The organism is Glutamicibacter sp. 0426, from assembly GCF_001906485.1.
In the GTDB taxonomy this organism is placed as follows: domain Bacteria; phylum Actinomycetota; class Actinomycetes; order Actinomycetales; family Micrococcaceae; genus Glutamicibacter; species Glutamicibacter nicotianae.
Genome location: NZ_MPBI01000003.1, coordinates 535,195 through 558,058, shown reverse-complemented (window position 1 = coordinate 558,058; position 22,864 = coordinate 535,195). Strand labels below are relative to the sequence as shown.

Annotated in this window: 18 protein-coding genes and 1 riboswitch; of the genes, 11 read left to right on the top strand and 7 right to left on the bottom strand. The window is 64.0% G+C overall.

Annotated features, from left to right (window positions below):
• Positions 1-53: 53 nt before the first annotated feature.
• On the bottom strand, positions 54-1,331 hold the full coding sequence (gene serS / locus BKX98_RS10900) for a serine--tRNA ligase (RefSeq protein ID WP_038992670.1): 1,278 nt from the start codon (positions 1,329-1,331) through the stop codon (positions 54-56).
• A gap of 38 nt (positions 1,332-1,369) precedes the next feature.
• Here serS and BKX98_RS10895 point away from each other — a divergent pair, with 38 nt between their 5' ends.
• A complete protein-coding gene (locus BKX98_RS10895; RefSeq protein ID WP_038992672.1) occupies positions 1,370-2,416 on the top strand; it encodes a diacylglycerol kinase family protein in 1,047 nt (348 codons plus the stop codon).
• Positions 2,417-2,475: 59 nt separating this feature from the next.
• Here BKX98_RS10895 and pheA read toward each other — a convergent pair whose 3' ends face one another.
• Together pheA and BKX98_RS10885 are read right to left on the bottom strand one after the other, a co-directional pair.
• Positions 2,476-3,399, bottom strand: a complete 924-nt coding sequence (gene pheA, locus BKX98_RS10890; RefSeq protein WP_073707212.1) for a prephenate dehydratase — start codon at positions 3,397-3,399, stop codon at positions 2,476-2,478.
• Positions 3,396-3,722, bottom strand: coding sequence for a rhodanese-like domain-containing protein (locus BKX98_RS10885; protein ID WP_038993350.1), 327 nt, complete (start codon positions 3,720-3,722; stop codon positions 3,396-3,398). Before BKX98_RS10885 ends, pheA begins: the two co-directional genes overlap by 4 nt.
• Before the next feature lie 67 nt (positions 3,723-3,789).
• On the opposite strand from BKX98_RS10885, the gene BKX98_RS10880 reads away from it, so the two are divergent.
• Both BKX98_RS10880 and BKX98_RS10875 read left to right on the top strand, forming a co-directional pair.
• Positions 3,790-5,136, top strand: a complete 1,347-nt coding sequence (locus tag BKX98_RS10880; RefSeq protein ID WP_073707211.1) for an amidase — start codon at positions 3,790-3,792, stop codon at positions 5,134-5,136.
• A 52-nt stretch (positions 5,137-5,188) separates the two neighbouring features.
• On the top strand, positions 5,189-6,646 hold the full coding sequence (locus BKX98_RS10875) for a peptide MFS transporter (RefSeq protein ID WP_083515630.1): 1,458 nt from the start codon (positions 5,189-5,191) through the stop codon (positions 6,644-6,646).
• Between the two features lie 64 nt (positions 6,647-6,710).
• On the opposite strand, the gene BKX98_RS10870 is transcribed toward BKX98_RS10875, so the two are convergent.
• Positions 6,711-7,049, bottom strand: a complete 339-nt coding sequence (locus BKX98_RS10870) for a DUF4190 domain-containing protein (RefSeq protein ID WP_066142647.1) — start codon at positions 7,047-7,049, stop codon at positions 6,711-6,713.
• A gap of 56 nt (positions 7,050-7,105) precedes the next feature.
• Between BKX98_RS10870 and pgm the strand changes: the two genes are divergently transcribed.
• Entirely contained in the window at positions 7,106-8,704 is a 1,599-nt protein-coding gene (gene pgm, locus BKX98_RS10865) for a phosphoglucomutase (alpha-D-glucose-1,6-bisphosphate-dependent) (RefSeq protein WP_073707210.1), read from the top strand.
• Here the strand turns inward: pgm and BKX98_RS10860 are convergent.
• Together BKX98_RS10860 and BKX98_RS10855 are read right to left on the bottom strand one after the other, a co-directional pair.
• Complete coding sequence (locus BKX98_RS10860; protein WP_038992683.1) at positions 8,701-10,149, bottom strand: amino acid permease; 1,449 nt, start codon at positions 10,147-10,149, stop codon at positions 8,701-8,703. The two genes, pgm and BKX98_RS10860, sit on opposite strands and share 4 nt — an antisense overlap.
• 79 nt (positions 10,150-10,228) lie before the next feature.
• Complete coding sequence (locus BKX98_RS10855) at positions 10,229-11,662, bottom strand: aldehyde dehydrogenase family protein (RefSeq protein WP_073707209.1); 1,434 nt, start codon at positions 11,660-11,662, stop codon at positions 10,229-10,231.
• Between the two features lie 89 nt (positions 11,663-11,751).
• Between BKX98_RS10855 and BKX98_RS10850 the strand changes: the two genes are divergently transcribed.
• From BKX98_RS10850 to BKX98_RS10820, 7 genes are all read left to right on the top strand, one after another.
• On the top strand, positions 11,752-13,281 hold the full coding sequence (locus tag BKX98_RS10850; protein ID WP_143181093.1) for a hypothetical protein: 1,530 nt from the start codon (positions 11,752-11,754) through the stop codon (positions 13,279-13,281).
• Entirely contained in the window at positions 13,278-13,646 is a 369-nt protein-coding gene (locus BKX98_RS10845) for a GntR family transcriptional regulator (RefSeq protein WP_038992686.1), read from the top strand. The genes BKX98_RS10850 and BKX98_RS10845 overlap by 4 nt, the downstream gene beginning before the upstream one ends.
• A 34-nt stretch (positions 13,647-13,680) precedes the next feature.
• Positions 13,681-13,775: riboswitch (TPP riboswitch) on the top strand.
• Complete coding sequence (gene thiM / locus BKX98_RS10840) at positions 13,765-14,559, top strand: hydroxyethylthiazole kinase (protein ID WP_073707207.1); 795 nt, start codon at positions 13,765-13,767, stop codon at positions 14,557-14,559. It overlaps the preceding riboswitch by 11 nt.
• On the top strand, positions 14,552-15,193 hold the full coding sequence (thiE, locus tag BKX98_RS10835; protein ID WP_038992688.1) for a thiamine phosphate synthase: 642 nt from the start codon (positions 14,552-14,554) through the stop codon (positions 15,191-15,193). The genes thiM and thiE overlap by 8 nt, the downstream gene beginning before the upstream one ends.
• A complete protein-coding gene (thiD, locus tag BKX98_RS10830; RefSeq protein ID WP_073707206.1) occupies positions 15,190-16,614 on the top strand; it encodes a bifunctional hydroxymethylpyrimidine kinase/phosphomethylpyrimidine kinase in 1,425 nt (474 codons plus the stop codon). The genes thiE and thiD overlap by 4 nt, the downstream gene beginning before the upstream one ends.
• A gap of 26 nt (positions 16,615-16,640) precedes the next feature.
• Positions 16,641-17,924, top strand: a complete 1,284-nt coding sequence (locus BKX98_RS10825; protein WP_038992689.1) for a uracil-xanthine permease family protein — start codon at positions 16,641-16,643, stop codon at positions 17,922-17,924.
• 216 nt (positions 17,925-18,140) lie between these two features.
• A complete protein-coding gene (locus BKX98_RS10820; protein WP_073707205.1) occupies positions 18,141-19,547 on the top strand; it encodes a sugar porter family MFS transporter in 1,407 nt (468 codons plus the stop codon).
• Positions 19,548-19,633: 86 nt separating this feature from the next.
• Here the strand turns inward: BKX98_RS10820 and BKX98_RS10815 are convergent, their stop codons facing one another.
• Complete coding sequence (locus BKX98_RS10815) at positions 19,634-22,816, bottom strand: HAD-IA family hydrolase (protein WP_073707204.1); 3,183 nt, start codon at positions 22,814-22,816, stop codon at positions 19,634-19,636.
• Between the last annotated feature and the right edge of the window lie 48 nt (positions 22,817-22,864).

Here is a 22,864-nt window from a genome sequence, read left to right as displayed (position 1 = left end):
AACGCAGGTGCCGGCCGCCCCGCGAGGGGAGGCCGGCACCTGCTCGGCACTGCCTACTTGAGCACTTCGAGTCCGCCGAGGTACGGCTGCAAGGCCTTCGGCACGTTGACCGAACCATCAGGGTTCTGGTGGTTCTCCAGGATCGCGACAATCCAGCGGGTCGTGGCCAGGGTGCCGTTCAGGGTTGCCACCGAACGGGTCTTGCCTGCCTTGCCGTCGACGATCTCGCGTTCGCGGACATTCAGGCGGCGGGCCTGGAAGGTGGTGCAGTTCGAGGTCGAGGTCAGCTCGCGGAAGGTGCCCTGGGTCGGAACCCAGGCTTCGCAGTCGAACTTGCGCGCGGCGCTCATGCCCAGATCTCCCGCGGCGGTGTCGATGACGCGGTAGGCCAGCTCCATGCGGCCGAGCATGTCCTCTTCCATGGCCAGCAGCTTCTCGTGCTCCGCCTCGGCGTCCTCAACGCTGGCGTAGACGAACATCTCCAGCTTGTTGAACTGGTGCACGCGGATGATGCCGCGGGTGTCCTTGCCCGCCGAACCGGCCTCGCGGCGGTAGCAGGAAGACCAGCCGGCGTAGCGGATCGGGCCGTCGGACAAATCCATGATCTCGTCCGCGTGGTAGCCGGCCAGGGCTACCTCGGAGGTGCCGACCAGGTACATGTTGTCGCGCTCGAGCTTGTAGATCTCGTCGTCGTGCTCGACGTCGAAGCCGGTGCCCTGCATGGTTTCCGGGCGAACCAGGGTCGGGGTGATCATCGGAATGAAGCCGTGGTCCATGGCCACATCCAGGGCCATGTTCATCATCGCGATTTCCAGGCGGGCGCCGATGCCCTTGAGGAAGTAGAAGCGGGAGCCGGAGACCTTGGCGCCGCGCTCCATGTCGATGGCGTCCAGCTTCTCGGCGATCTGCAGGTGGTCCAGCGGCTCGAAGCCCTCGGCCTTGAAGTCGCGGATGGTGCCCACGTGCTTGACGACGGTGAAGTCGTCTTCGCCGCCGGCGGGGATGCCGTCGATGATCAGGTTGGGGATGGAACGCTGCAGCGCGGTGCACTTGGCGGCGGCCGTATCGGACTCGGCCTGGGCAGACTTGACCGCGGCGGCGAGCTCCTTGACCTCGGCAAGCAGGGCGGCGCGCTCGTCGCCCTTGGCCTTGCCGACCTTCTTGGAGAACGCATTCTGCTCGGCACGCAGGCGCTCGTAGGTGGCGATGGTTTCACGACGTGCCGTGTCAGCTGCCAGCAGCTGGTCGATTAACGACTCGTCGGCACCGCGCGCGCGTTGCGAGGCACGGTACAAATCCGGATTTTCGGTGAGCATTTTCAGGTCGATCACATGTTAAGGGTAGCAATCATGAGTACGATGAGAGCATTATGCAGACAAATCGTGTGATCGTTTTCTCTGCCGTGGTTGCTGCAGCTGCCGCCGCGGCGACCAGTTGGTATTCGGTGCGCAAGCTTTCGAACTACAGCAAGCCATTGGCCAAGCAGCCCGAAGCGGCCGCCCAGTCGGTCGCCGCAAAGGTGGCCCTGGTGATCAATCCTTCCAAGTCAGGTGCTGGCGAAGCGAGGGAAGCGGTGGCCCGTGTCTGCGCCGAGGCAGGACTGGAAGCGCCCCTGGTCCTTGAAACCACCAAGGAGAATCCCGGCCAGGACGCAGCCCGGGAAGCACTCGATGCGCAATGCGACACAATTATTGCCGCCGGCGGCGACGGAACCATCCGCGCCGTCGCAGAAGTGCTCGAAGGCACCGACGCGTCCCTGGGGATCCTGCCGCTGGGCACCGGAAACCTGCTGGCCCGCAACGTGGACATCCCCGTGGATGACCTGCATACCGCGGCGCTGGTCGCGGTACGCGGAATGGTTCGCCGGATCGACGTCGGGCATATGAAGCTGCAGCTGCTGGACGGCAACGAGGCAGACCATGCGTTCCTGGTCATCGCCGGCGTGGGCACCGACGCAGACCTGTTCGACGACACCAATGAAGAGCTGAAATCCAAGGTTGGCTGGCTTGCCTATTCGGAAGCCGGGCTGCGCCAGCTGCCGGGCCGGCGCAAGAAGGTCAGCTTCAAGCTCTCGGAGGACGAGAGCTGGCAGACCCGCAAGGTCCGTTCGGTGCTGTTCGCCAATTGCGGCAAGCTGCAGGGCCTGGATTTCGTGCCGGACGCCAAGATCGACGACGGCGTGCTGGATGCCGTGGTGCTCTCGCCCCGCTCGGCCGCGGGCTGGACGTGGATCCTGCTGAAGACCGCATTCCGCGCCAAGAACAAGATCCCGGTCATGAGCTTCTACCAGACCACTGGCGTGTCGCTGCGCTGCGATGAGCCGATGAATACCCAGATCGATGGGGACCCCACCGGCCAGGTCAATGAACTGCAGGTGTCCGTGAACCCGAGCGCACTGCGCCTGCGCGCCCCATAACTGCTGCTGATCCCCCGGCCGTTTCCCCTCCAGGAGGAACGGCCGGGGGATCACTGTGCCTAGACCCGGTCGCGCAGCGACTGCACCCAGGCGCGGGCCTCGCTGAAGGCCGCGTCGGAATTGTGCGTGTCCACGGATGCTTCCAGGCCTTGAGCCGCCGGGTAGGAACCGAGGAAGCGAAGCTTCGGGGACAGCCGGTGCAGCCCCGACAGCGCGGCGGCAACGCGTTCCTCGGCCACATGGCCTTCAATATCCACGGAGAAGAAGTACTCCCCCAGGCTCTTGCCGGTAGGCCGGGATTCAATGCGCGACAGGTTCACGCCGCGTGCGGTGAATTGCTCCAGGAGTTCCATCAGCGCACCGGGACGGTCTTCTGGAAGCGGCAGGATCAGCGTTGACTTGTCCACACCGGTCGGCTGCGGAATCCTTCCCGGGCGGGTAACCAGGATGAAGCGGGTGACCGCTCCGACGTTGTCCTCGACGCCGCTCACCAGCACCTTCAAGCCGCGTTCCTGGGCCACCAGCGGAGAGCAGATCGCCGCATCATGCGGAGGATCCGCCTCTTCGAGGGCCAGGGCGCCGGCGGCTGTGGAGGAGGCCGGAGTGAATGCGGCACCGGGAATATTTGCTTCGGCCCATAAGCGGCACTGTGCCCAGGCATGCCCATGGGTGGAGATCTGCTTGATCTGCTCCAGCGTGTCGATGCCGGGGCGCACCGCCAGCACGAAGGCGATCGGAACCAGGATCTCGGAGACAATCTGCAGCGATTCGCCCTGGGCAATCGCGTCCAGGGTGGCCGAAACGCCGCCTTCTACCGAGTTCTCGATCGGCACCATCGCCGCATCGGCGGCACCTTCGCGCACCATGGACAGCGCCACGTTGACGTTGGAGGCGGGAATCCGCTGCGCATCGGCAGCCCCGGGAACCTGCAGGAGGGCCGACTCGGTGAAGGTGCCCGCAGGTCCCAGATAGGCATAGTTCATCGTACGGTTGGCTCCTGGCCGTTGTCCGCTTCCATTGGCAGGCCCGCTTCGATCCACGCATCCGAGCCGCCGGCAACATTGAAGGCGGTGTAGCCCATGGCGGTGAGCCACGAGGCGGCCTGGGCCGAACGGCCGCCGGTACGGCAGATGACGTAGGTGTCTACATCCGGGTCAAGCTCCGATACCTTCTCCGGCAGGGTGCCCAGGGGAATATGGGTGGCTCCGGCGGCACGGCCGGCTTCCCATTCGAAGTCTTCGCGCACATCGAGGATGAAGGCGTCCTTCGGGACATCATTGACCTGGACAGTCTCAAAATCGCTCACAGCTAGCATTCCTCTCACATAGGGTGTTTGCTTATAAGACTAGTCATTTCCTGCGTCGAAAGCCGACATGTTTCCCTCAAGCGCCCTGAAATTGCGAGACGAGCTGGCCCGCGGCGAGCGTTCAAGCCGCGAGGTGACCGAGCACTACCTCAAGCGCATCGAAGAGCAGGCAGACCTCGGTGCTTTCGTCCACGTGGCGGAGAATGCGATGGAGGCCGCGGCAGCGGCCGACGAGGCGCATGCCCGCGGGGAGATTGGCCGGTTGCACGGTCTTCCCACCGCGTTCAAGGACCTGAACGATGTGGCGGGGATGCCTACCACCTACGGCACCGCGGCCATGCCAGCGGCGGTGGCCGGACGCGACCACTCCTTGGTGGCCAGGCTTCGCGCCGAGGGCGTGGTGATCCTGGGCAAGACCCAGGTCCCGGAGTTCGGGCTGAGCAGCTATTCCGAGAACCTCATCGCTCCCCCTTCGCGCAATCCCTTCGATCCAACGCGCACTTCGGGCGGTTCCTCCGGCGGGCAGGCCGCGGCGATTGCCGCCGGCATGATTCCGCTGGGCCCGGGCTCCGATGGCGGCGGCTCGGTCCGCATCCCGGCGGCGGCCTGCGGACTGGTGGGGCTGAAGCCTTCCTTGGGGCGCATCCCCAGCGACATCCTCGATGGCTACACCGACCCCATGGGTGCGCCGAAATTAGCCGTCAGCGGACCGCTGGCCCATGATGCCCTGGATGCGGCTTTGCTGCTGGACGCCATGCGCGGCAAGGACCACTACCTGCCGTTGCTGCAGGGCAGCTACCCCCAGCGTCTGGATGGCCTGAAAATCGGGTACAGCACCCACTCTCCTTTTGAACCCGTCTACGAGATTGAGCTGTCGCAGGAAGCCCGGGCGGCCTTCGCCCAAGGACTTGAACGTCTGGGCGAACGCCATCGCGTCCAGCCGGCGAACCTGCACTATGCCACCGACTATCCGGAAACCTTCGCGGCAGTGTGGACCAACGGGCTGAAATCCGTTCAGGTCTCGGATGATTCGCTGCTGGGAGAACTGGCAAGGGACTTCCGCCGGCGCGCCGCCGAGCGCTCCCTGGAGCAGAGCCTGCAGGCCGGGTCGCGGTTGAAGCAGATAGCGGCTGACTTCGTGCGCCAATGGTCCGCCTTCGATGTGGTGGCTACCCCAGCCATGGCATCAATCCCGCCGAAGATCGGGCACTATACACAATCCACGGCAGATGTCGATTATATGTTGCAGTGCCAGTACACCCCCTACACGTCCATGGTGAACGTCGCCTCGGTAGCTGCCATCACCGTTCCGGTGGGCCACTCCAATGAGGGGTTACCCATGAGTATTCAGCTGATTTCCCCGCGTTCCGACGAAGGCCTGCTGCTCGCGCTGGCCGCTCAGATGCAGTTGTGAGCTTTCCCATATAAGTAGGTACTCGCGTAGGCAAAAGCGAAAAATGTTACGTATGTCTACTGCAACAACGAGCACCAAATCTTCCGGGAAGACCTTCTTCGGTCATCCCGGTGCGCTCGCAAGCCTGTTCAGCGTCGAAATGTGGGAGCGATTCTCCTTCTACGGCATGCAGGGCTTGCTGGCCTACTACATGTACTACTCGGTCACCGACGGCGGCTTGGGCATGGACCAGGGCCTGGCCCTGTCGCTGGTCGGCGCCTACGGCGGCGCCGTATACCTGTCCACCATCCTGGGCGCCTGGCTCTCCGACCGCCTGTTCGGCTCGGAACGCGTCCTGTTCTTCTCGGCCATCGCGATCATGCTCGGCCACATCGGCCTGGCCCTGTTGCCCGGCTATGTGGGCCTAATCGTCGGACTGGTCCTCGTTGCCATCGGCTCCGGCGGCCTGAAGGCCAACGCCGTAGCCCTGGTCGGCTCCCTGTACTCCAAGGATGATCCGCGCATCGATGCAGGCTTCTCCCTGTTCTACATGGGCGTGAACATCGGCGGCCTGCTCGGACCGCTGCTCACCGGCTGGCTGCAGGTCAAGTACGGTTTCCACATCGGCTTCGCGGCCGCAGCTGTCGGCATGGCCATCGGCCTGGCGATCTACGCCATGGGCCGCAAGAAGCTGCCGGAATCCGGCCGCATCCCGAGCAACCCTTTGCCGGCCGCCGAGCGCAACCGCTACGTGGTCATCTTCGTCGCCGTGATCGTCCTGATCATTGCCGCATTCGCGTCCAAGATCGTGACCCCGCAGAATCTGGCAAGCACCATCGCCTACGTGGTGATCGCCGCGTCGATCGTGTACTTCGCATTGATCCTGCGCAGTAAGAAGGTCAACGCCACCGAACGCAAGCAGGTCTGGGCCTTCATTCCGTTCTACATCGGTTCGGCTGCCTTCTGGGCCCTGTTCCAGCAGCAGTTCACCTTCATCGCCGCCTACTCGGACCAGCGGCTGGACCGCCACCTGGGCAGCTGGGAAATGCCGCCGAGCTGGGTCACCTCGATCAACCCGGTCTTCATCATCATCTTCGCCGGCATCTTCGCCGCACTGTGGACCAAGCTGGGCAAGCGCCAGCCACGCACCTCGATGAAGTTCGGACTGTCGCTGGTGGTTGTGGGCGCGGCCTTCCTGCTGTTCATCCCGCTGGAATCCTTCGTGAAGACTCCGCTGCTGGCGCTGGTCGGCATCCTGCTGCTGTGCACCTTTGCCGAGCTGCTGCTCTCGCCGGTGGGCCAGGCAATTGCCACCAAGCTGGCGCCGGCCGCCTTCGGCACCCAGATGATCGCCTTGTTCTTCCTCTCGGTTTCGCTGGGCACCACCCTGTCGGGTGTGCTGGCCGGCTACTACACCGAGGGCAATGAGATCCCGTACTTCATCGGCATGGGCGGCACCGCCGTCGTCCTGGGTATCGCCATGATGGCAGCTACCCCGGCCTTGAAGAAGCTGATGGGCTCGATCCACTAGGCATTCGGGCATGGAGAAAGCGGTTGGTTCAGATATGAGCCAACCGCTTTTTCATGCCCTGGAACTAGTGGAGGAACCCGAGGGAGAAGATCACGTCGTCGTAATACGAGCCGTAGCCGAATCCGGTGGACATCGCCCAGAAGAACCAGATGGCCAGCGCATATCCGAGTATGGCTAGGGCTAATCCGATCCATGAGGTGATCAGCCCGGCCAGGCACAAGCCCCGGGAAGCAGGTTCGCGCCGGTAGGCCAGGTGTCCGGTAATGACTCCGGCCAGCGGAACAAGGATAATGACAGAGAAGCCCAGCAACGACAAGATGCCGAGCACCAAGGAAGCCGTCGAGAGGCCGGCGGATTCTGGCGGTCGTTGGTAGGGGTTCTGCGGATACTGGTAGTAGCTCATTTGACTACCATTCTTCTACGAAACCGCGATAAGCGCATCAATCTGAAAGGCAATCTGTGGCACACCTCCGAGCTGGCCAGCCAGCCCAAGAATCGGACCTGATCAATCTGCAGGAGGTGCTCGATGCCTACAGCACCCTGGTTCCATCCAGCACCAACCCCGACCAGGCAGTCATCTTCGGCACCTCGGGACACCGCGGAAGCTCGCTGAACACCACCTTCAATGAAGCGCATATCGCCGCGATCACCCAGGCCGTGGTCGATTACCGCAACAGCGCGGGCATCACTGGGCCAATGTACGTGGGCAAGGACAGCCATGCGCTCTCCGAGCCGGCATACGGCACCGCGCTGGAAGTGCTGGCAGGCAACGGCGTCAGAGTGCTGGCCGATGACGGGCTGACTCCCACTCCAGCGGTCAGCCACGCAATTCTGGTGCATAACGCCAGCGGCGGCGAGCAGGCCGATGGCCTGATCATCACGCCCTCGCATAACCCGCCGACCGACGGCGGCATCAAGTACAACCCGCCGCATGGCGGACCGGCCGAATCCGAAATCACCGGGCCCATCGCCGCACGGGCCAACGAGCTGCTGGCCAGCGGGCAGATCAAGCGCGGCGAGCCCAATGCCCAGCCATTCGACTTCCGCGAACTGTACATCGCCGATTTGGCGGAAGTGATCGATTTCAAGGCCATCGCGGATTCCGGAATTTCCATTGGCGCAGATCCGCTGGGCGGCGCGTCGGTGCACTACTGGGGCGAGATCGCCCGGCGCTATAACCTGAACCTCGAAGTGGTCAACGAGTCCGTGGATCCGCGCTTCGGCTTCATGACCCTGGACAAGGACGGGAAGATCCGCATGGATTGCTCTTCCGCCCATGCCATGGCCTCGCTGGTGGCCAACCGCGAGAAGTACGACATCGCGACCGGCAACGATGCCGACGCCGACCGCCACGGCATTGTCACCCCTGATGCGGGCCTGATGAACCCGAACCACTTCCTGGCCGTGGCCATCGACTACCTGCTCACCCACCGCCCGCAGTGGCCCGCCGATGCCCAGATCGGCAAGACGCTGGTCTCCTCGGTGCTTATCGACAAGGTGGTGGCCTCCCACGGCCGGGTGCTGCGCGAGGTTCCGGTGGGCTTCAAGTACTTCGTTGAGCCGCTGGCTTCGGGCAGGGTCGCCTTCTGCGGCGAGGAATCGGCTGGGGCAAGCTTCCTGGACTTCTCGGGCAAGGCGTTCAGCACCGACAAGGACGGCCTGATGCTGGCCCTGCTGGCCAGCGAGATCCGCGCGGTAACTGGCAAGAGCCCCAGCCAGCTGCATGCCGAGCTGGTCGAGCGCCATGGTCCCAGCTTCTACGACCGCTTCGATGCGCCGGCAAACCGCGAGCAGAAGGCCATCCTGGGCAAGCTGGATCCCTCGATGGTCACCGCCACCGAGCTGGCTTCGGATCCGATTACCGCCAAGGCCACGCAAGCGGCCGGCTTCCCGATTGGCGGTCTGAAGGTTTCCAGCGAGCACGCATGGTTTGCCGCGCGCCCGTCGGGCACCGAAGACATCTACAAGATCTATGCAGAATCGACAAAAACACCCGAACATCTGCAGCAGGTGCTGGCAGAGGCCCGGGTGATTGTCGATGCCGCGCTAGCTGGCTAATTCAGCTTCGCGGTCCATGGGTCGATTTCCACGGCTGGCTGCTTGCGGGTAGCCAGCCAGTGGCCCAGCCACAGCAGCAGGAAGATCGGCAGGCCGATGTAGCTGGAAGCCATCTGCAGCAGGTTTCCATCCAGGATGGCCTGGTAGTTCTGGCCGGCGATCACCACGATCAGGATCACGAAGGCAAGGATCGGACCCAGCGGGAACAGCGGCGCCTTGTACGGGAGCTTCGCCAGATCCTGTCCGCTGGCAATGTATGCCTTGCGGAACTTGTAGTGGCACACCGCGATGCCCACCCACGCGATGAACCCGGACAGGCCCGAGACGTTCAGCAGCCAGGTATAGGCCGAACCCTGCCCGATGATCGCGGTCAGGAAGCCGAAGAGGCCCACGGATGCGGTCATCAGCATGGCCGGCATGGGCACGCCGCGCTTGTTCAAGCGGGCGAAGATCTTTGGCGCCTTGCCGTCCAGCGCCATCGAATAAAGCATGCGCGCAGAGGCATATAGGCCGGAGTTGCCCGCCGAGAGGATGGCCGAGAGGATCACCGCATTCATCAAGGCCGCGGCGAAGGCCACGCCTGCCCGCTCGAAGACGAGGGTGAAGGGCGAGGTGGTGATATCCGATGCCTCGGAGGAGAGCAGCGAAGGATCCAGGTACGGGATCAGCATGCCAATCACGAAGATCGCGCCGATGTAGAACAGCATGATCCGCCAGAAGATCGCCTTGATGGCCCGAGGGATGTCGCGCTTGGGGTTCTCTGCCTCTCCGGCGGCCACGCCGATCAGCTCCGTGCCCTGGAAGGAGAAGCCGGCAATCATGAACACCGAGACGATCGACAGCCAGCCGCCAACGAATGGCGCCTCGCCCTCGGTCCAGTTGCTGAAACCTGGCGTGGAGTCGCCCAGGATGCCGAAGATCATTGCGACACCGCAGATCAAGAAGACCACTACGGTGATGACCTTGATCGCGGCCAGCCAGTACTCGCCCTCGCCAAACGCCTTGGCGGACAACGCGTTCAAGCCGGTGAGCAGCGCCAGGAAGACGGCAGCCCAGATCCATCCCGGAGTATCCGGGAACCAATAGGACATGATGATCCCGGCGGCTACCAGTTCGGCAGCCACGGTGATTGCCCAGTTGAACCAGTAGTTCCAGCCGATCGCGAAGCCGAAGTGGCGGTTCACGAAGACCGTTGCGTAGGTTTGGAAGGACCCGGCGACCGGAAGGCGGGCGCTCATTTCCCCCAGTGACTGCATCAGGAGCAGCACCATCAGGCCAATCAGCGCATAGGCCACCAGCGAACCGCCGGGACCTGCTTGCGCAATGGTGCCGCCGGAAGCGACGAAAAGTCCGGTACCAATCGAGCCGCCAATGGCAATCATCTGCATATGGCGAGCTTTGAGGCCACGCTTCAGACCGTCTTGGGACGGTGCGGGCTCAGTCATGCGTTACATCTCCTGATGCTTGAAAATTTCCAACCTATCAATCCAAGCACCCTGACAAGCCACAACGCTATGAACCGCGCTACAGTAAGCGATCAATAATCTTTCGCTTAGCCCATGAATACGGAGGATATATTGCGCTCAGGGTGTCAACTACCGTCGTTTTGTTGAGTTCAGAGCGCATCTGCGAAAGCCGCTCGAATCCGTGCCTGCCATGGTAGGCCCCCATCCCGCTCGGTCCGATGCCGCCGAAAGGCAGGGTTGGAACGACCATCTGGGCCAGCGGGGCATTATGCACGATTGAGCCGGCGCGCACCCGGTCGGAGAAGATCGACTGCAGCCGCGGGCTTTCGCTCATCAGGTAGGCAGCCAGCGGAGACGGCCTCCGGGCGATGAATTCGAGGGCCTCCTCGAAGCTTTCCACCTCGATCACTGGAAGAATTGGACCGAATATCTCCTCGGTCATCAAGCTTCCTTCAAGATCTGGATTGCGCATGATGCTCGGTGCGATGCGCAGTGTTTCCTCGTCATATTCGCCCCCGAAAACCACCTCGCCCTGCTCGAACATCGACAACAGCCGGTCGAAGTGCTTGCGGCTGACGATGCGGCCGTAGTCCGGGTGGGTCAACGGCTCCTTGCCGTAGAAGCTGGTGATGGCCTGGCCCAGGCGCTGGATGAGCTCAGTGGAGTCCCCAATGCTCAAGACATAATCCGGGGCCACGCAGGTCTGACCGGAATTCATGAATTTGGCATAGGCGAGGCGCTTTGCCGAAGCCAGCGAATCGTTTTCCACCACGGCCGGCGATTTTCCGCCCAATTCCAAAGTGGTTGGCGTCAGGTGCTTTGCCGCCGCGGCAGCCACGATCTTGGCCACGCGTTCACCGCCGGTGTAGAAGATATGGTCCCAGCGGGCGGCAAGCAGCTCGGTGGAGGTGTCCACTCCTCCCTCAACGACCGCATAAACACGTTCATCCAGGTAGACCGGGAGGAACTTGGCCAAGACGCCCGAGGTGGCCGGAGCCAGCTCGGATGGCTTGATCACCGCGGCGTTGCCGGCGGCAATGGCCGCGACCAGCGGTGCGAGTACCAGCTGGACCGGGTAGTTCCAGGCGCCGATAATCAGCACGACGCCCAGCGGACGCGGCTCAACCTTGGCCATGGCCGGCTGCAGGGCCAGCGGAACTTTGACGCTGGTGGAATCCATCCATTCAGCGAGGTGGCGTTGGGCGAAATCTATTTCTGCGCGCACCACGTCGATCTCGGAGAACTTGGCCTCGGTGGCGCTCTTGCTCAGGTCTTCAGCCAGGGCCTGGACGAAGTCTTCCAGATGCTCGTCGAGCATCTTTTCCAGGGCCTTGAGCTGCTGTAGGCGGAAGCGTCGCGGATGCGTGATCCGGGTGTCAGCAGAACGCCGCAAATGGCTCAGAACTGTTGCAATGCGCGATGGATGCTCGTCCACCGGAGGTGCGGAATCGCCGACCGGTTCGGGCAACGGCGTGGAAGTAAACAGACCCATGTTTTGAGCGTACGGCAACGAGGCGGATATTCACTGATTAATTCGCGAAGGGATTCAATATGTATCAAATAGTTGATACATTAATGGCCATGAGCCAGATCCCGGCGAGCGCCATATCCATCGCTTTCGTTGGCGCAGTCATATACCTGTGGTTGCGCTCCGTGGCGCATCGGCGTGAGGCACCGGCTATCGTCCGCGCCCAGTCGCACTCATTCTGGTGCGCATTGATCGCATTCTTCGCTTCGACTTCGTGGGATCTGCCTGAGACGTGGCGCATTCCCATGAACGGGACCGATTCGAGTTCGGTTTTCGCTGCAGCTCTCTCGCCGGGAATCTGGATTCTTCTCGTTTACCTCATTGGCTTGTTCACCTGGCCCAAGGAACTCCAGCCGGTGCGCACCGCCTCACTGGAGGCGCGCACCCTGGCGACGCCGTTCCCGAAGTCCCTGGGGATTTTCGTCGCGCTGTTGCTGCTGGCCGCGGTGGGGTTGCTGTGGCCTGCTTCCCGCGTCGAAGGGAGCGTTGGCATCCCAGAGTCGGAAACCACTATGTTCGATTCTGATGGCAGCTACTCCTACACCTCTGCGGGCCCAACCGATGGCCTGCTGCCCGGAAACCAAATGCTCCCGGTCTTCATCGTGGCTCTGGCAGGTATCGTCGTGGCCGCCGGGGTGATTGCAGCAGTGATCCTGAACCGGCGCCCCTTGGCCGGCATCACCGCCGAAGACAACCAGGCCTTGCGCACGGTATGGCTCAACCGGTTGCTGCGCAATACCGGTATCGTGCTGCTGGCATTTTGCGTATCGGTGGCCAATTACTCGCAAGGCTATTCAACCGGTGGACCGTACGAGTTATTGAACTATGGCGCCCTTGCGGTGGCTCTTACGCTGTTCTTCTGGGGTCCGCGCACCACATTCTCGGCTCACTCCACCACCAGGGAACGGACCGCCTTCTCGCGCTTGCGAGATCAGCTCTTCGCATTGCAATACACCACGGCTACCCTTGCATTGCTCGCCGTTGCCATCGGCTGGTCATTCCTGCCCGTGGATGAGGAATTCCGGATGCCGACCAATGAACGAACTACGTGGATCCTGGTGCTCTTTGCCGGTGCGGCATTGCTCTACATCGTGCTCAATACGCTGTATCTGGGCTACGCCAGCAAGGTGGCTCGGCAGGCGAGTGCAGCACCAAAGCATCATGCACCCCTGCCCTTGTGGTCCTACATCGCCGCTGGCTTGCTGGTTGCCATCTGCGCTTACCTGCTATTGGATCCACCGCTGGAGACGCTGTGGGGGTTCGCTCCTCCGAACCGGGGACTAGTCATCGGGCTGTTGCTGCTGCTTGCGGCGGCGCATATGGGCTTCATCTGGTCCTGCCGCCGGGCGACTATTCCCTGGGCCGTCTCGCCAGCTGAAGAAATCTGGTATCGGCGGGTTCTGGAGCTGCGGTCGATGCGCGTTGCCACCAGCGCTGTGCTTGCCATGCTGCTGATTGGCTACGGCTTCCCTGCAGGCCTGGGGCTGTTTGCACTTCTGGTCTTCGTTGTCCCAGCGGTGATTTTCCTGGAGCGTCCTGGTACCGCGATGGTGCGTGCACAGCAGCCGACAGCAGCATCATGAGCACACAAATCAGTGTCGACCTCGCGGCGGCCACTGCACCCTACGAGCAGATCCGCTTGCAGATCGCCTCGCTGATCACCCTGGGAGAATTGCCCGCAGGCAGCAAGCTGCCCACCGTGCGCGCACTGGCCACCGACCTCGGCGTTGCTGCCGGAACGGTAGCGCGTGCCTACAAGGAACTGGAAGCCGAAGGTCTGATCACCTCCCGGCGGCGGGCCGGCACAGTGGTCAACGAACGGCTTCGGCCGGTGGATGCCAGCGAAGACCTGCTGGCCGCGGTGGATCACCTCTGGGCGCTGGCAGCCGCCCAGCAGGTCGATGCGGCCACGCTCAAGGCCTTGGTGGCGCGGCGCGAGCGTAAGTAACTTGTCCTTGGAACCGCTTGTGCGTACGCTCTATGGCAGTGACACGGGGTGTCGGAACAACCGACTGAGATGAGACCCGTTGAACCTGATCTAGTTCACGCTAGCGGAGGGATGTCGCATGGCTTTGCATGCAGTTGCCCAAGAATACCGGCAACAATCACCTTTGGTTTTCTGCCTGACCAACACCGTCGTAGCAAATTTCACCGCCAATGTCCTGCTGGCATCCGGCGCGTCCCCGGCCATGACGGATCTGCCCAGAGAGGCCGGCCCCTTCGCAAAGGCGGCTTCCGCCGTCTTGGTGAATCTGGGAACTCCGAGCACCGAGCAGCTGGCCGCCATGGAAGAAGCCGTGCAATCGGCGAGCGCAGCAGGCACCCCGTGGATCCTTGATCCGGTAGCGGTCGGCGCCCTGCCGGTGCGCACGGATTTTGCGCGGCGCATTGCCAGGCAACGCCCGGCCCTGATTCGCGGCAACGCCTCGGAAATCCTGGCACTGGCCGGACGGCAATCGGCTTCACGCGGTGTCGATGCCTTGGATGACGTCTCTGCCGCCTTGGCGGCTGGACGCGATCTGGCCCAGCAGCATGACTGCGTGGTGGCCATTTCCGGCCAGTCCGATGCCATCATCGATGCCGCGCGGACAGTCCTGGTGCACACCAACGGCATCGGCTTGACGCGGATCACCGGCGGCGGCTGCGCGTTGGGCGCGTTCTGCGCCGGCATGATTGCGGTCCACGATGACCCGTTCGAGGCCGCCATCGCGGCCCACGGCTTCTACGGGCTGGCCGCTGAAAAGGCCCTGGAGAACAGCACAGGTCCGGGCAGCTTCGCCGTCGCATTCATTGATGCGCTGTCCGCAACCGATCCAGAAGAACTTAAGACTTTGAAGCACGAGGAACTGAACCATGCATGATTACGGAGCCTACCTGGTAGCCAATACTGCCAGCTGCACCCCGCGCAGCACCCTGGAAGTGATCGAAGGCGCCGTCGCCGGAGGAATCCAGTGGATCCAGCTGCGCGCCAAGGATGAAACCGCCCGGGAATTCTTCGAGCTGGCCTGCGCGGCCGCCAAGCTCACCGAGGGCAAGGCCCAGTTGCTGATCAATGACCGCATCGACGTCTACCTCGCGGCGCGGGCTGCCGGTGCAGCCGTGAACGGCATCCATATCGGGCAGAAGGATGTGCCGGTGCAGTTGGCCCGGCAGATCATCGGCGAAGGCGTCATCGGACTGAGCGCTTCCAGCGATGAGCAACTGTCCCAGGCGAACAAGGACGCCGCGGTCATCGACTATCTCGGTGTGGGGGCCGTCCGCGCCACCCCGACGAAGAAGGACCATCCCACTCCCCTGGGCCTCGACGGCTTTGCGCGTGCCACGACGCTGGCCTCGCTGCCCTGCGTGGCAATCGGCGCCATTACCCACGAGGACGCGGCAGCCATCCGTGCCGGCGGCGGAGCGGGCATGGCAGTGGTCCGCGCCATCTGCAATGCAGAGGATCCGCAGCAGGCCAGCGCGCAGCTCGTTTCGGCATGGGAGGCCGCCAAATGAACATCTTGTCCATTGCAGGATCCGATCCTTCCGGTGGCGCCGGAATCCAGGCGGATCTGAAGGCCATTGCCGCCAACGGCGGCTACGGAATGTGCGTGATCACCGCCTTGACCGCGCAGAACACCCATGGGGTGTCCGGGGTGCAGGCGATCAGCGGCGATTTCGTCCTCGCCCAGCTTGAAGCCATCAGCGCGGATATCCGCATCGATGCAATCAAGATCGGGATGCTCGCCAACGCCGAGGTGATCCGCGCAGTCACCGGCTGGCTGGACACCGTGGATGCTCCGGTAGTCCTGGACCCGGTCATGGTGGCCACCAGCGGGGACCGCCTGCTGGATGGCGAAGCGGCGCTCGATTCGCTGCTGGACCGGGCCACGGTGATCACCCCGAACCTGCTGGAACTGGCCAGCCTGCTGCGCGAGCCGGTAGCCGCATCATGGGACGAGGTGCTGCGCCAGGCCCAGCGCCTGGCGGCCAATCACGAGGCCCTGGTGCTGGCCAAGGGCGGGCATCTGGCCGGGGCGGACTGCCCCGACGCGCTGGTAGCAGCGGACGGGGTGCTCTGCGAGCTGCACGGTGCGCGCCATGCCACCAAGAACACCCACGGCACCGGCTGCACCCTCTCCAGCGCCCTGGCCACCCGCTTCGCGGCCACCGGAGACTGGACCGCCGCGTTGGAGCAGTCCAAGGCGTATCTGTCGGCGGCAATTGCGGCGGCCGACCAGCTGCAGGTGGGCAGCGGGCACGGCCCGGTCAACCACTTCGCCGGGTTCTTCGCCGGCGCTGATCCGATGGCCGGCTGGTGGGAGGACATCGCGGGCCTGCGTGCGGGCATCGACGAGCTGGCGTTCATCATGCAGCTGGCCGACGGCAGCCTGGAACGCGAGAAGTTCGAGTACTACCTGGCCCAGGACGCCCTGTACCTGCAGCGCTACGCCCAGGTGCTGGCGCAGGCCAGCGCGCTGGCCCCGGACCTGGATGCGCAGCGCTTCTGGGCCAAGGGCGCCGGCCAGATCCTCGAGGGCGAGCTGCAGCTGCACCGCAGCCACCTGGTGGAAGGGCTGGCGAACCCTTCGGCGACCACGCTGAACTACGTGAACCACCTGTCCTCCTGCACCGGGAGCTATGCGGAGCTGATCGCCGCAATCCTGCCGTGCTACTGGCTCTACCAGGACATCGGCAAGCGGCTGGCGGCGGCCAACCATGCCGGGCACCCCTACGGCGACTGGCTGGAGACCTATTCCTCCCCGGAATTCGACGAGGCCACCGCCCAGGCGATCGAGATGGTGCGCACCGCGTGGACGCTGGCCGACCCGGCGCTGCGCGAGAAAATGCGCCAGGCGTTCCTGCGTTCCAGCGAGCACGAGCTGGCGTTCTTCGCGCAGGCCCACGAGAACCGAGTAGAATTCTCTACGGCCTGAAACCCGCAGGGCCGGGAAGAGGAATCATGAGTTGGAGCATCCACGGCAACGGCAAGACCATCACCGAAGGCGAGGTAGTTGCCCCGGATGAGCGGCTGCATTGGCCGCAGACCGTTTCCATCGGCGCCCAGCACATCCTGGCGATGTTCGGCGCCACCATCCTGGTTCCGACGCTGACCGGATTCCCGGTCACCACCACCTTGCTGTTCACCGGCTTGGCCACCATCATCTTCCTGCTGATGACCAGGAACAAGGTGCCCAGCTACCTGGGTTCCTCCTTTGCCCTGATCGCCCCGGTGGTCGCGACCACCGGGTCGCACAGCATGTCCGGCGCCCTGGGCGGCATCGTGATGACCGGCGTGCTGCTGTTCATCGTCGGGCTGATCGTGCAGAAGACCGGCACCGGCTGGATCCACGCGCTGATGCCGCCGGTGGTCATGGGCACCATTGTTGCGCTGATCGGCCTGAACCTGGCCAGCGCCACCCTGGCCCCGATGAAGGACTTCCCGCTGACCACCTTCCTCACGGTGCTCTTCACCGTGGTGGCCACGGTGGCCTTCAAGGGCCTGCTGGGCCGGCTCTCGATCCTTGTCGGCTTGGTCTGCGGCTACCTGGTGGCGCTGGCCCAGGGCCAGGTGGACTTCTCCAAGGTGGGCGACGCCGCATGGTTCGGCCTGCCCGAGTTCCACACCCCGACCTTCCATTTCGATACCGCGCTGATGTTCCTGCCTGCGGTCTTCGTGCTGATCGCCGAGAATATCGGCCATGTGCGCACCGTGGGCGTGATGACCGGCCGCGACCTGTCGGCGTTCAACGGACGGGCGCTGATGGCTGATGGCGCCGCCAGCGTGCTCGCCGGCTTCGGCGGCGGCTCGGCGACCACCACCTACGCCGAGAACATCGGCGTCATGGCCGCCTCGCGCGTGTACTCCACCGCTGCCTACTGGATCGCCGCGATCGTGGCCATGTCCCTGGCCTTCCTGCCGAAGTTCGGCGCCTTGATCGGCACCATTCCGGTGGGCGTGATCGGCGGCCTGGGCATCGTGCTCTACGGCATGATCGGCATCGTCGGCGCGCGCCTGTGGATCGAGGCCAAGGTGGACTTCGGCAATCCGATCAACCTGATGACCGCCGGCACCGGCCTGATCATCGCGATCGCGGTGACCAGCGAAATCGCTTTCGGCCAGTTCCAGCTCGGCGGCATCGCCCTGGGCTCGATCGCCACGCTGGTGGTCTTCCACCTGATGAGTGCCGTGGCCAAGCTGCGCGGCAACGACTTGGCCGACGCGCAGAAGAGCGCGGAAATCTAGCAAGAAATATTTCGGCAGGCCGGCAGTGCGCGTTAGCGCACTGCCGGCCTGCCTTTTTGTACGGGAATTCCCGGGCTGGTCAGGCGTGAAGCAAAACGGTTGTTCAGGCCACGCAAATCGTTAAAGTAAGGAATCCTTCCAAATTGTGATTGATCTCCCAAGAAAATTCGGAAAATCTGGATTCTGCGGCGCTCGAATCCGATAGCATGGCACATTGTGACTGCGACAACACCAGACGGAAAACTCTCCGCGCGACTCATCTTCATCGCCCTCGGGGCGGCCTTGGGCGGGTTCGTTTTCGGATATGACTCATCGATCGTCAACGGCACCGTGGACGCCGTCGAGCACGAATTCGGGCTCAACGCGGTAACCATCGGCTTCACCGTTTCCTGCGCCCTGCTCGGCGCGGCACTGGGAGCATGGGTGGCCGGCGTGGTCTCCGAACGCGTAGGACGCGTGCGCACCATGCTCATCGCCTCCATCCTGCTGGCCGCATCGGCCCTCGGCTGCGGCCTGTGCTTCGGCGTGGCCGACCTGATCATCTGGCGCATCGTCGGCGGCATCGGCGTGGGCTTCGCCTCGGTGATCGCCCCTGCCTACATCGCCGAGGTCTCCCCCGCCGCGCACCGCGGACGCCTTGGCACCATGCAGCAGATGGCCATCGTGCTGGGCATCTTCGTGGCCTTCCTGGTCAGCGCGCTGCTGGTCTTCGTGATGGGCTCGGCAGATGCCGTCGGCCTATTCGGCTTGGCCGCCTGGCGCTGGATGTACCTGTCGCTGCTGGTTCCAGCGGCGCTCTACGGCCTGCTCTCGCTGCGGCTTCCGGAATCCCCGCGCTATCTGGTCGAGCGCGGCCGCTATGTCGAGGCAGCTGCCGTGCTGACCCGCGATATGGGCATGAAGGCCGGAGCCGATACCGAGAAGAAGATCGAGGAGATCCGCGCCACCGTGCACATCGAGCGGCGCCAGGCTTTCAAGGACCTGCTGGGACGCTTCGGCTTCCACCCGCTGGTGTGGGTCGGCATCCTGCTCTCGGTCTTCCAGCAGTTCGTCGGCATCAACGTGATCTTCTACTACTCCACCACGCTGTGGAAGTCCGTCGGCTTTGCCGAATCGGACTCCTTCACGATTTCGCTGATCACCTCGGTGACCAACGTGGTGGCAACAATCGTGGCGGTGCTGCTGATCGACGTGCTGGGACGCAAGCTGCTGCTCGCCATCGGCTCGGCCATCATGACCTTGTCGCTGGGCATGATGGCGGTGGCCTTCGCCCAGTCGGTCACCATCGACGGCGCCGTGTCGCTGCCGGGCAGCTGGGGCATTATCGCCCTGGTCTCGGCGAACCTGTTCGTCGTCGGCTTCGGCGCCACCTGGGGTCCGGCCGTATGGGTCTTGCTCGGCGAGATCTTCCCTAACTCGATCCGCGCCATGGCCCTGGGCGTGGCAGCCGCGGCGCAGTGGATCGCCAACTTCGCGGTCTCAACCACCTTCCCCGCGCTGGCCGAGGCTGGCCTGGCACTAGCCTACGGAATCTACGCGGGCTTCGCGCTGCTGTCGCTGATCTTCGTGATCTTCCTGGTCAAGGAAACCAAGGGGCGCCAGCTGGAGGAGATGACCCTCTAGGCATCCCTGGCGGTGAACCGTGCGCGTCGCGCAGCAGGAGGCGAGAACCCAAACCGGGTTCTTGCCTCCTTTGCATTCCGCGCCGCCTACCAGGCCTTGTTGGGCACCTCCGCGCCGGCCTCCCGTTGCAGCGAGAGGACATGCTCCAGGCTTGGCCTGCCTTCCAGCAGCGGGCCCTGTCCGGCGAGCGCAACGCTGATAGCTTGCCCTGGCTGCAGGTCGACCTGCTGGCCGCGCACCCAGATCGGACGCGAGAATTCCCCATGCAGGGTGAACTCGATGGCTTCGGGGCGCAAGCATACGGAAATCCGCATGCCCCGCCACCCCAGGTTGAAACGCAGGGCCCGGAATCTCTCCGGGAGCCGCGGATCGAAGCGCAGCCGGTCGTCATCGTCGCGCAGCCCGGCAAAGCCGTAGACCAGCGCCGACCAGACCCCGCCGGTCGACGCCACGTGCACGCCGTCAGCGGTGTTGCCGTGCAGGTTCTGGAGATCCACGTTCAGCGCATGCTCGAAGTACTCCCAGGCGAGATCCCGGTACCCCACCTCCGCGGCGAGGATCGACTGCACCGTGGCAGAGAGCGTCGAGTCTCCCGTGGTCAGCGGATCGTAGTAGTTGAAGTCGGCGAGCTTCTGCTCGTCAGTGAAATCGCTGGACCGCAGCCAGAGCGCCAGCACCGCGTCGGCCTGCTTGATCACCTGGAAGCGGTAGATCACCAACGGGTGGTAGTGCAGCAGCAACGGCCGCTTATCCGCACCGGTATTAGCCAGGTCCCAGACTTCGCGGTTCAGGAAGTGCTCGTCCTGCGGGTGGATTCCGACAGCTTCCGAATACGGGATGTGCATGCAGTCGGCAGCCTTGAGCCACAGCGCGAGCTCCTCGTCTTCCAGCGCGTGCCGGCTGGCCAGTTCCGCGTACTCGCGCGGATGCTCCTGGGCCATTTCGGAGAGCAGCTGGGCGCTGCGGCGCAGATTGAAGCGCGCCATGACATTGGTGTAGAGGTTGTCGTTGACCACCGCCGTGTACTCATCGGGCCCGGTGACCCCATGGATGTGGAAGCGCTCGTTGCCCGGCTCGCCGCGCCAGAACCCCAGCGAAGCCCACATGCGCGCGGTGCCCACGAGGATCTCGGCCCCGCCGGCCAGCAGGAATTCGTCGTCCTCCATGACCCCGAGGTACCGGTTGAGCGAATACACCACGTCGGCGTTGATATGGTACTGCGCCGTACCCGCCGGATAATAGGCGCTGGCTTCCTCGCCGTTGATCGTGCGCCAGGGGAAGAGCAGGCCTTCCTCGTTCATGGTCCGCGCCCGCCGGGTCGCTGCCGGAATCATCGAGACCCTGGCGCGCAGCGTATTGCGCGCCCATTGCTGGTTCGTGTAGGTCAAGAACGGCATCACATAGATCTCGGTATCCCAGAAGTAATGCCCGGAATAGCCGTTGCCGCTCACGCCCTTGGCGCTGATGCCCAGTCCGTCGGCCCGGCCGGCGGCCTGGGCGAGCTGGAACAGGTTCCAGCGGATCTTGCGCTGCAGCTCGGGCTCATCGGTATCCACCTGCACATCGCTGCGTTCCCAGTAATCAGCCATGAAGCGGCGCTGGGCGCGGAAGTGCTCATCGATCCCCAACGGCACCAGATGCTCCAAGGCCCGCTCCGAACGCAAGAGCATCTCCTGGGCCGGATGGCGCCGCGAGGAGTGGTAGACCGCGAACTTGGAAACGCGCACGCCTTGCCCGGCGTCCAGCCTGGCGCTGATCACTTCATCCGCGCGGTCATCGCGTACCTTGCGGTCCACGGACAGTTCTGCCTGCGTCCCGCCGGTGGCTGACACCTCGTGCTGGACCATTGCCGCTACCGACATCCCCGATCCGAGGACCTCGTAGGAGATGCCCAGCCGCGGCCCATCGCTGTGGATGCCGGCAGGGTGCAGCGGATTGGCACGGACCGTCTCGCTTTTGCGCGGGTCAACGGGGCCCAAGGCATCGGCTTCCTGCGGGGACGCCACCTGGCGGCTGGAAGGATACCCGATCACCGAGGACTGGATCAGCACCTGGGCCGGGGCATCAAGCAGGCGCACATGCACGTCCTGCAGCGCCAGATGGCGATCGGTGAAGGAGATCATCGAGCGCGCGGTGACGGCCACGCGGTGGCCTTCTGCAGTTCGCCACAGGGTGTGCGCGGTCAGCGTCCCGTCAAGGAAATCCAGGCGCAGTTCGTCACGAACCATCTCGGTGCGGCCGACTTCCAGGGCCTCGTCATTGATGAAGACGCGCATGGTGCGGAAATCTGGGGCGCTGATCATGGTCTGGCCGGTTTCGGCCAGCCCGAAGGCGCTCTCGGCATGGCGTATTTCCCAGGTCTCATGCAGGCCGTTGATGAAGGTGCCGCCGGCCTGGTCCCCCAAGCCCAGTTGCGCCGCCCGCGCGCCAAGGAAGCCGTTGCCCAGGGAGAACACCGTGTCCTCGGCGCCGCCGCTTTCGCGCTGGTTCCCGCGCCACAGCGACCAGGAGTCTTCTTCCCAGGCCTTGGCGTCATGCTCGGAGACCAGCTCGGACAGGTCATGGACCACGAAATGGGCGCCGGCGTCCAGCAGGGCCGCCTCGTTGTCTTCACGGGCCACGCCGATGACGCCGAAGCCTCCGGCACGCGCCGCGCTCACCCCGCTGGTGGCGTCCTCGATGACTGCGCATTCCTCCGGACGCCAGCCCAGATCCGCGGCGGCGGCCAGGAACGTGTCCGGGGCCGGCTTGCCTGCAAGCTGGCGTGCAGCGGCTTCCTGCCCGCCCATCACCAGCGGGAAATGGCCAGCCAATCCGGCGGCAGCCAGAACCATCCGCGCATTGCGCGAGGAAGACACCACCGCGACGTCCAGCCCGGCCTCCAGCACCTGCTGCAGGAAGGCCACGGAACCGGCGTAGGGGTCGATCCCGTCGCGTTGCAGCACCTGCGTGAACTTCTCATTCTTCATGTTCCCCAGGGCGCAGATGCTGTCCTCGCCGGGCTGATCGCTTTCCTCGCCGCGCGGCAACTGGATGCCGCGGGATTCGAGGATGGCGGCCACCGCGTCATAGCGCGGACGGCCGTCAAGCAGGTTGAAGTAGTCCGCGGTCGTGTACGGTGCCACGCCCGGGTGCTTGTCGAAAAAGCCGGTGAAAAGTTCTTCCCACGCCTTGCGATGCAGCAGCGCGGTCGGGGTGATCACGCCATCCAGATCGAAGAGGACGGCCTTGTAATCACGATGTCGGTACTCAGGACGAAAAGCGTTCACAATCGAAATCCTTCGAAAGAGGAGCGTATTACTGGCCGTAGTCCTTAC

Excerpts from the sequence above, each read along its gene's own strand:
- BKX98_RS10825 (WP_038992689.1), top strand. The coding sequence starts at position 16,641 with ATGAGTTGGAGCATCCACGGCAACGGCAAGACCATCACCGAAGGCGAG.
- BKX98_RS10850 (WP_143181093.1), top strand. The coding sequence starts at position 11,752 with ATGAGCCAGATCCCGGCGAGCGCCATATCCATCGCTTTCGTTGGCGCA.
- thiD (WP_073707206.1), top strand. The coding sequence starts at position 15,190 with ATGAACATCTTGTCCATTGCAGGATCCGATCCTTCCGGTGGCGCCGGA.
- BKX98_RS10870 (WP_066142647.1), bottom strand. The coding sequence starts at position 7,049 with ATGAGCTACTACCAGTATCCGCAGAACCCCTACCAACGACCGCCAGAA.
- thiM (WP_073707207.1), top strand. The coding sequence starts at position 13,765 with ATGGCTTTGCATGCAGTTGCCCAAGAATACCGGCAACAATCACCTTTG.
- BKX98_RS10860 (WP_038992683.1), bottom strand. The coding sequence starts at position 10,149 with ATGACTGAGCCCGCACCGTCCCAAGACGGTCTGAAGCGTGGCCTCAAA.
- BKX98_RS10895 (WP_038992672.1), top strand. The coding sequence starts at position 1,370 with ATGCAGACAAATCGTGTGATCGTTTTCTCTGCCGTGGTTGCTGCAGCT.
- BKX98_RS10855 (WP_073707209.1), bottom strand. The coding sequence starts at position 11,662 with ATGGGTCTGTTTACTTCCACGCCGTTGCCCGAACCGGTCGGCGATTCC.
- BKX98_RS10845 (WP_038992686.1), top strand. The coding sequence starts at position 13,278 with ATGAGCACACAAATCAGTGTCGACCTCGCGGCGGCCACTGCACCCTAC.
- thiE (WP_038992688.1), top strand. The coding sequence starts at position 14,552 with ATGCATGATTACGGAGCCTACCTGGTAGCCAATACTGCCAGCTGCACC.
- pheA (WP_073707212.1), bottom strand. The coding sequence starts at position 3,399 with ATGAACTATGCCTATCTGGGACCTGCGGGCACCTTCACCGAGTCGGCC.
- BKX98_RS10875 (WP_083515630.1), top strand. The coding sequence starts at position 5,189 with ATGTCTACTGCAACAACGAGCACCAAATCTTCCGGGAAGACCTTCTTC.
- BKX98_RS10880 (WP_073707211.1), top strand. The coding sequence starts at position 3,790 with ATGTTTCCCTCAAGCGCCCTGAAATTGCGAGACGAGCTGGCCCGCGGC.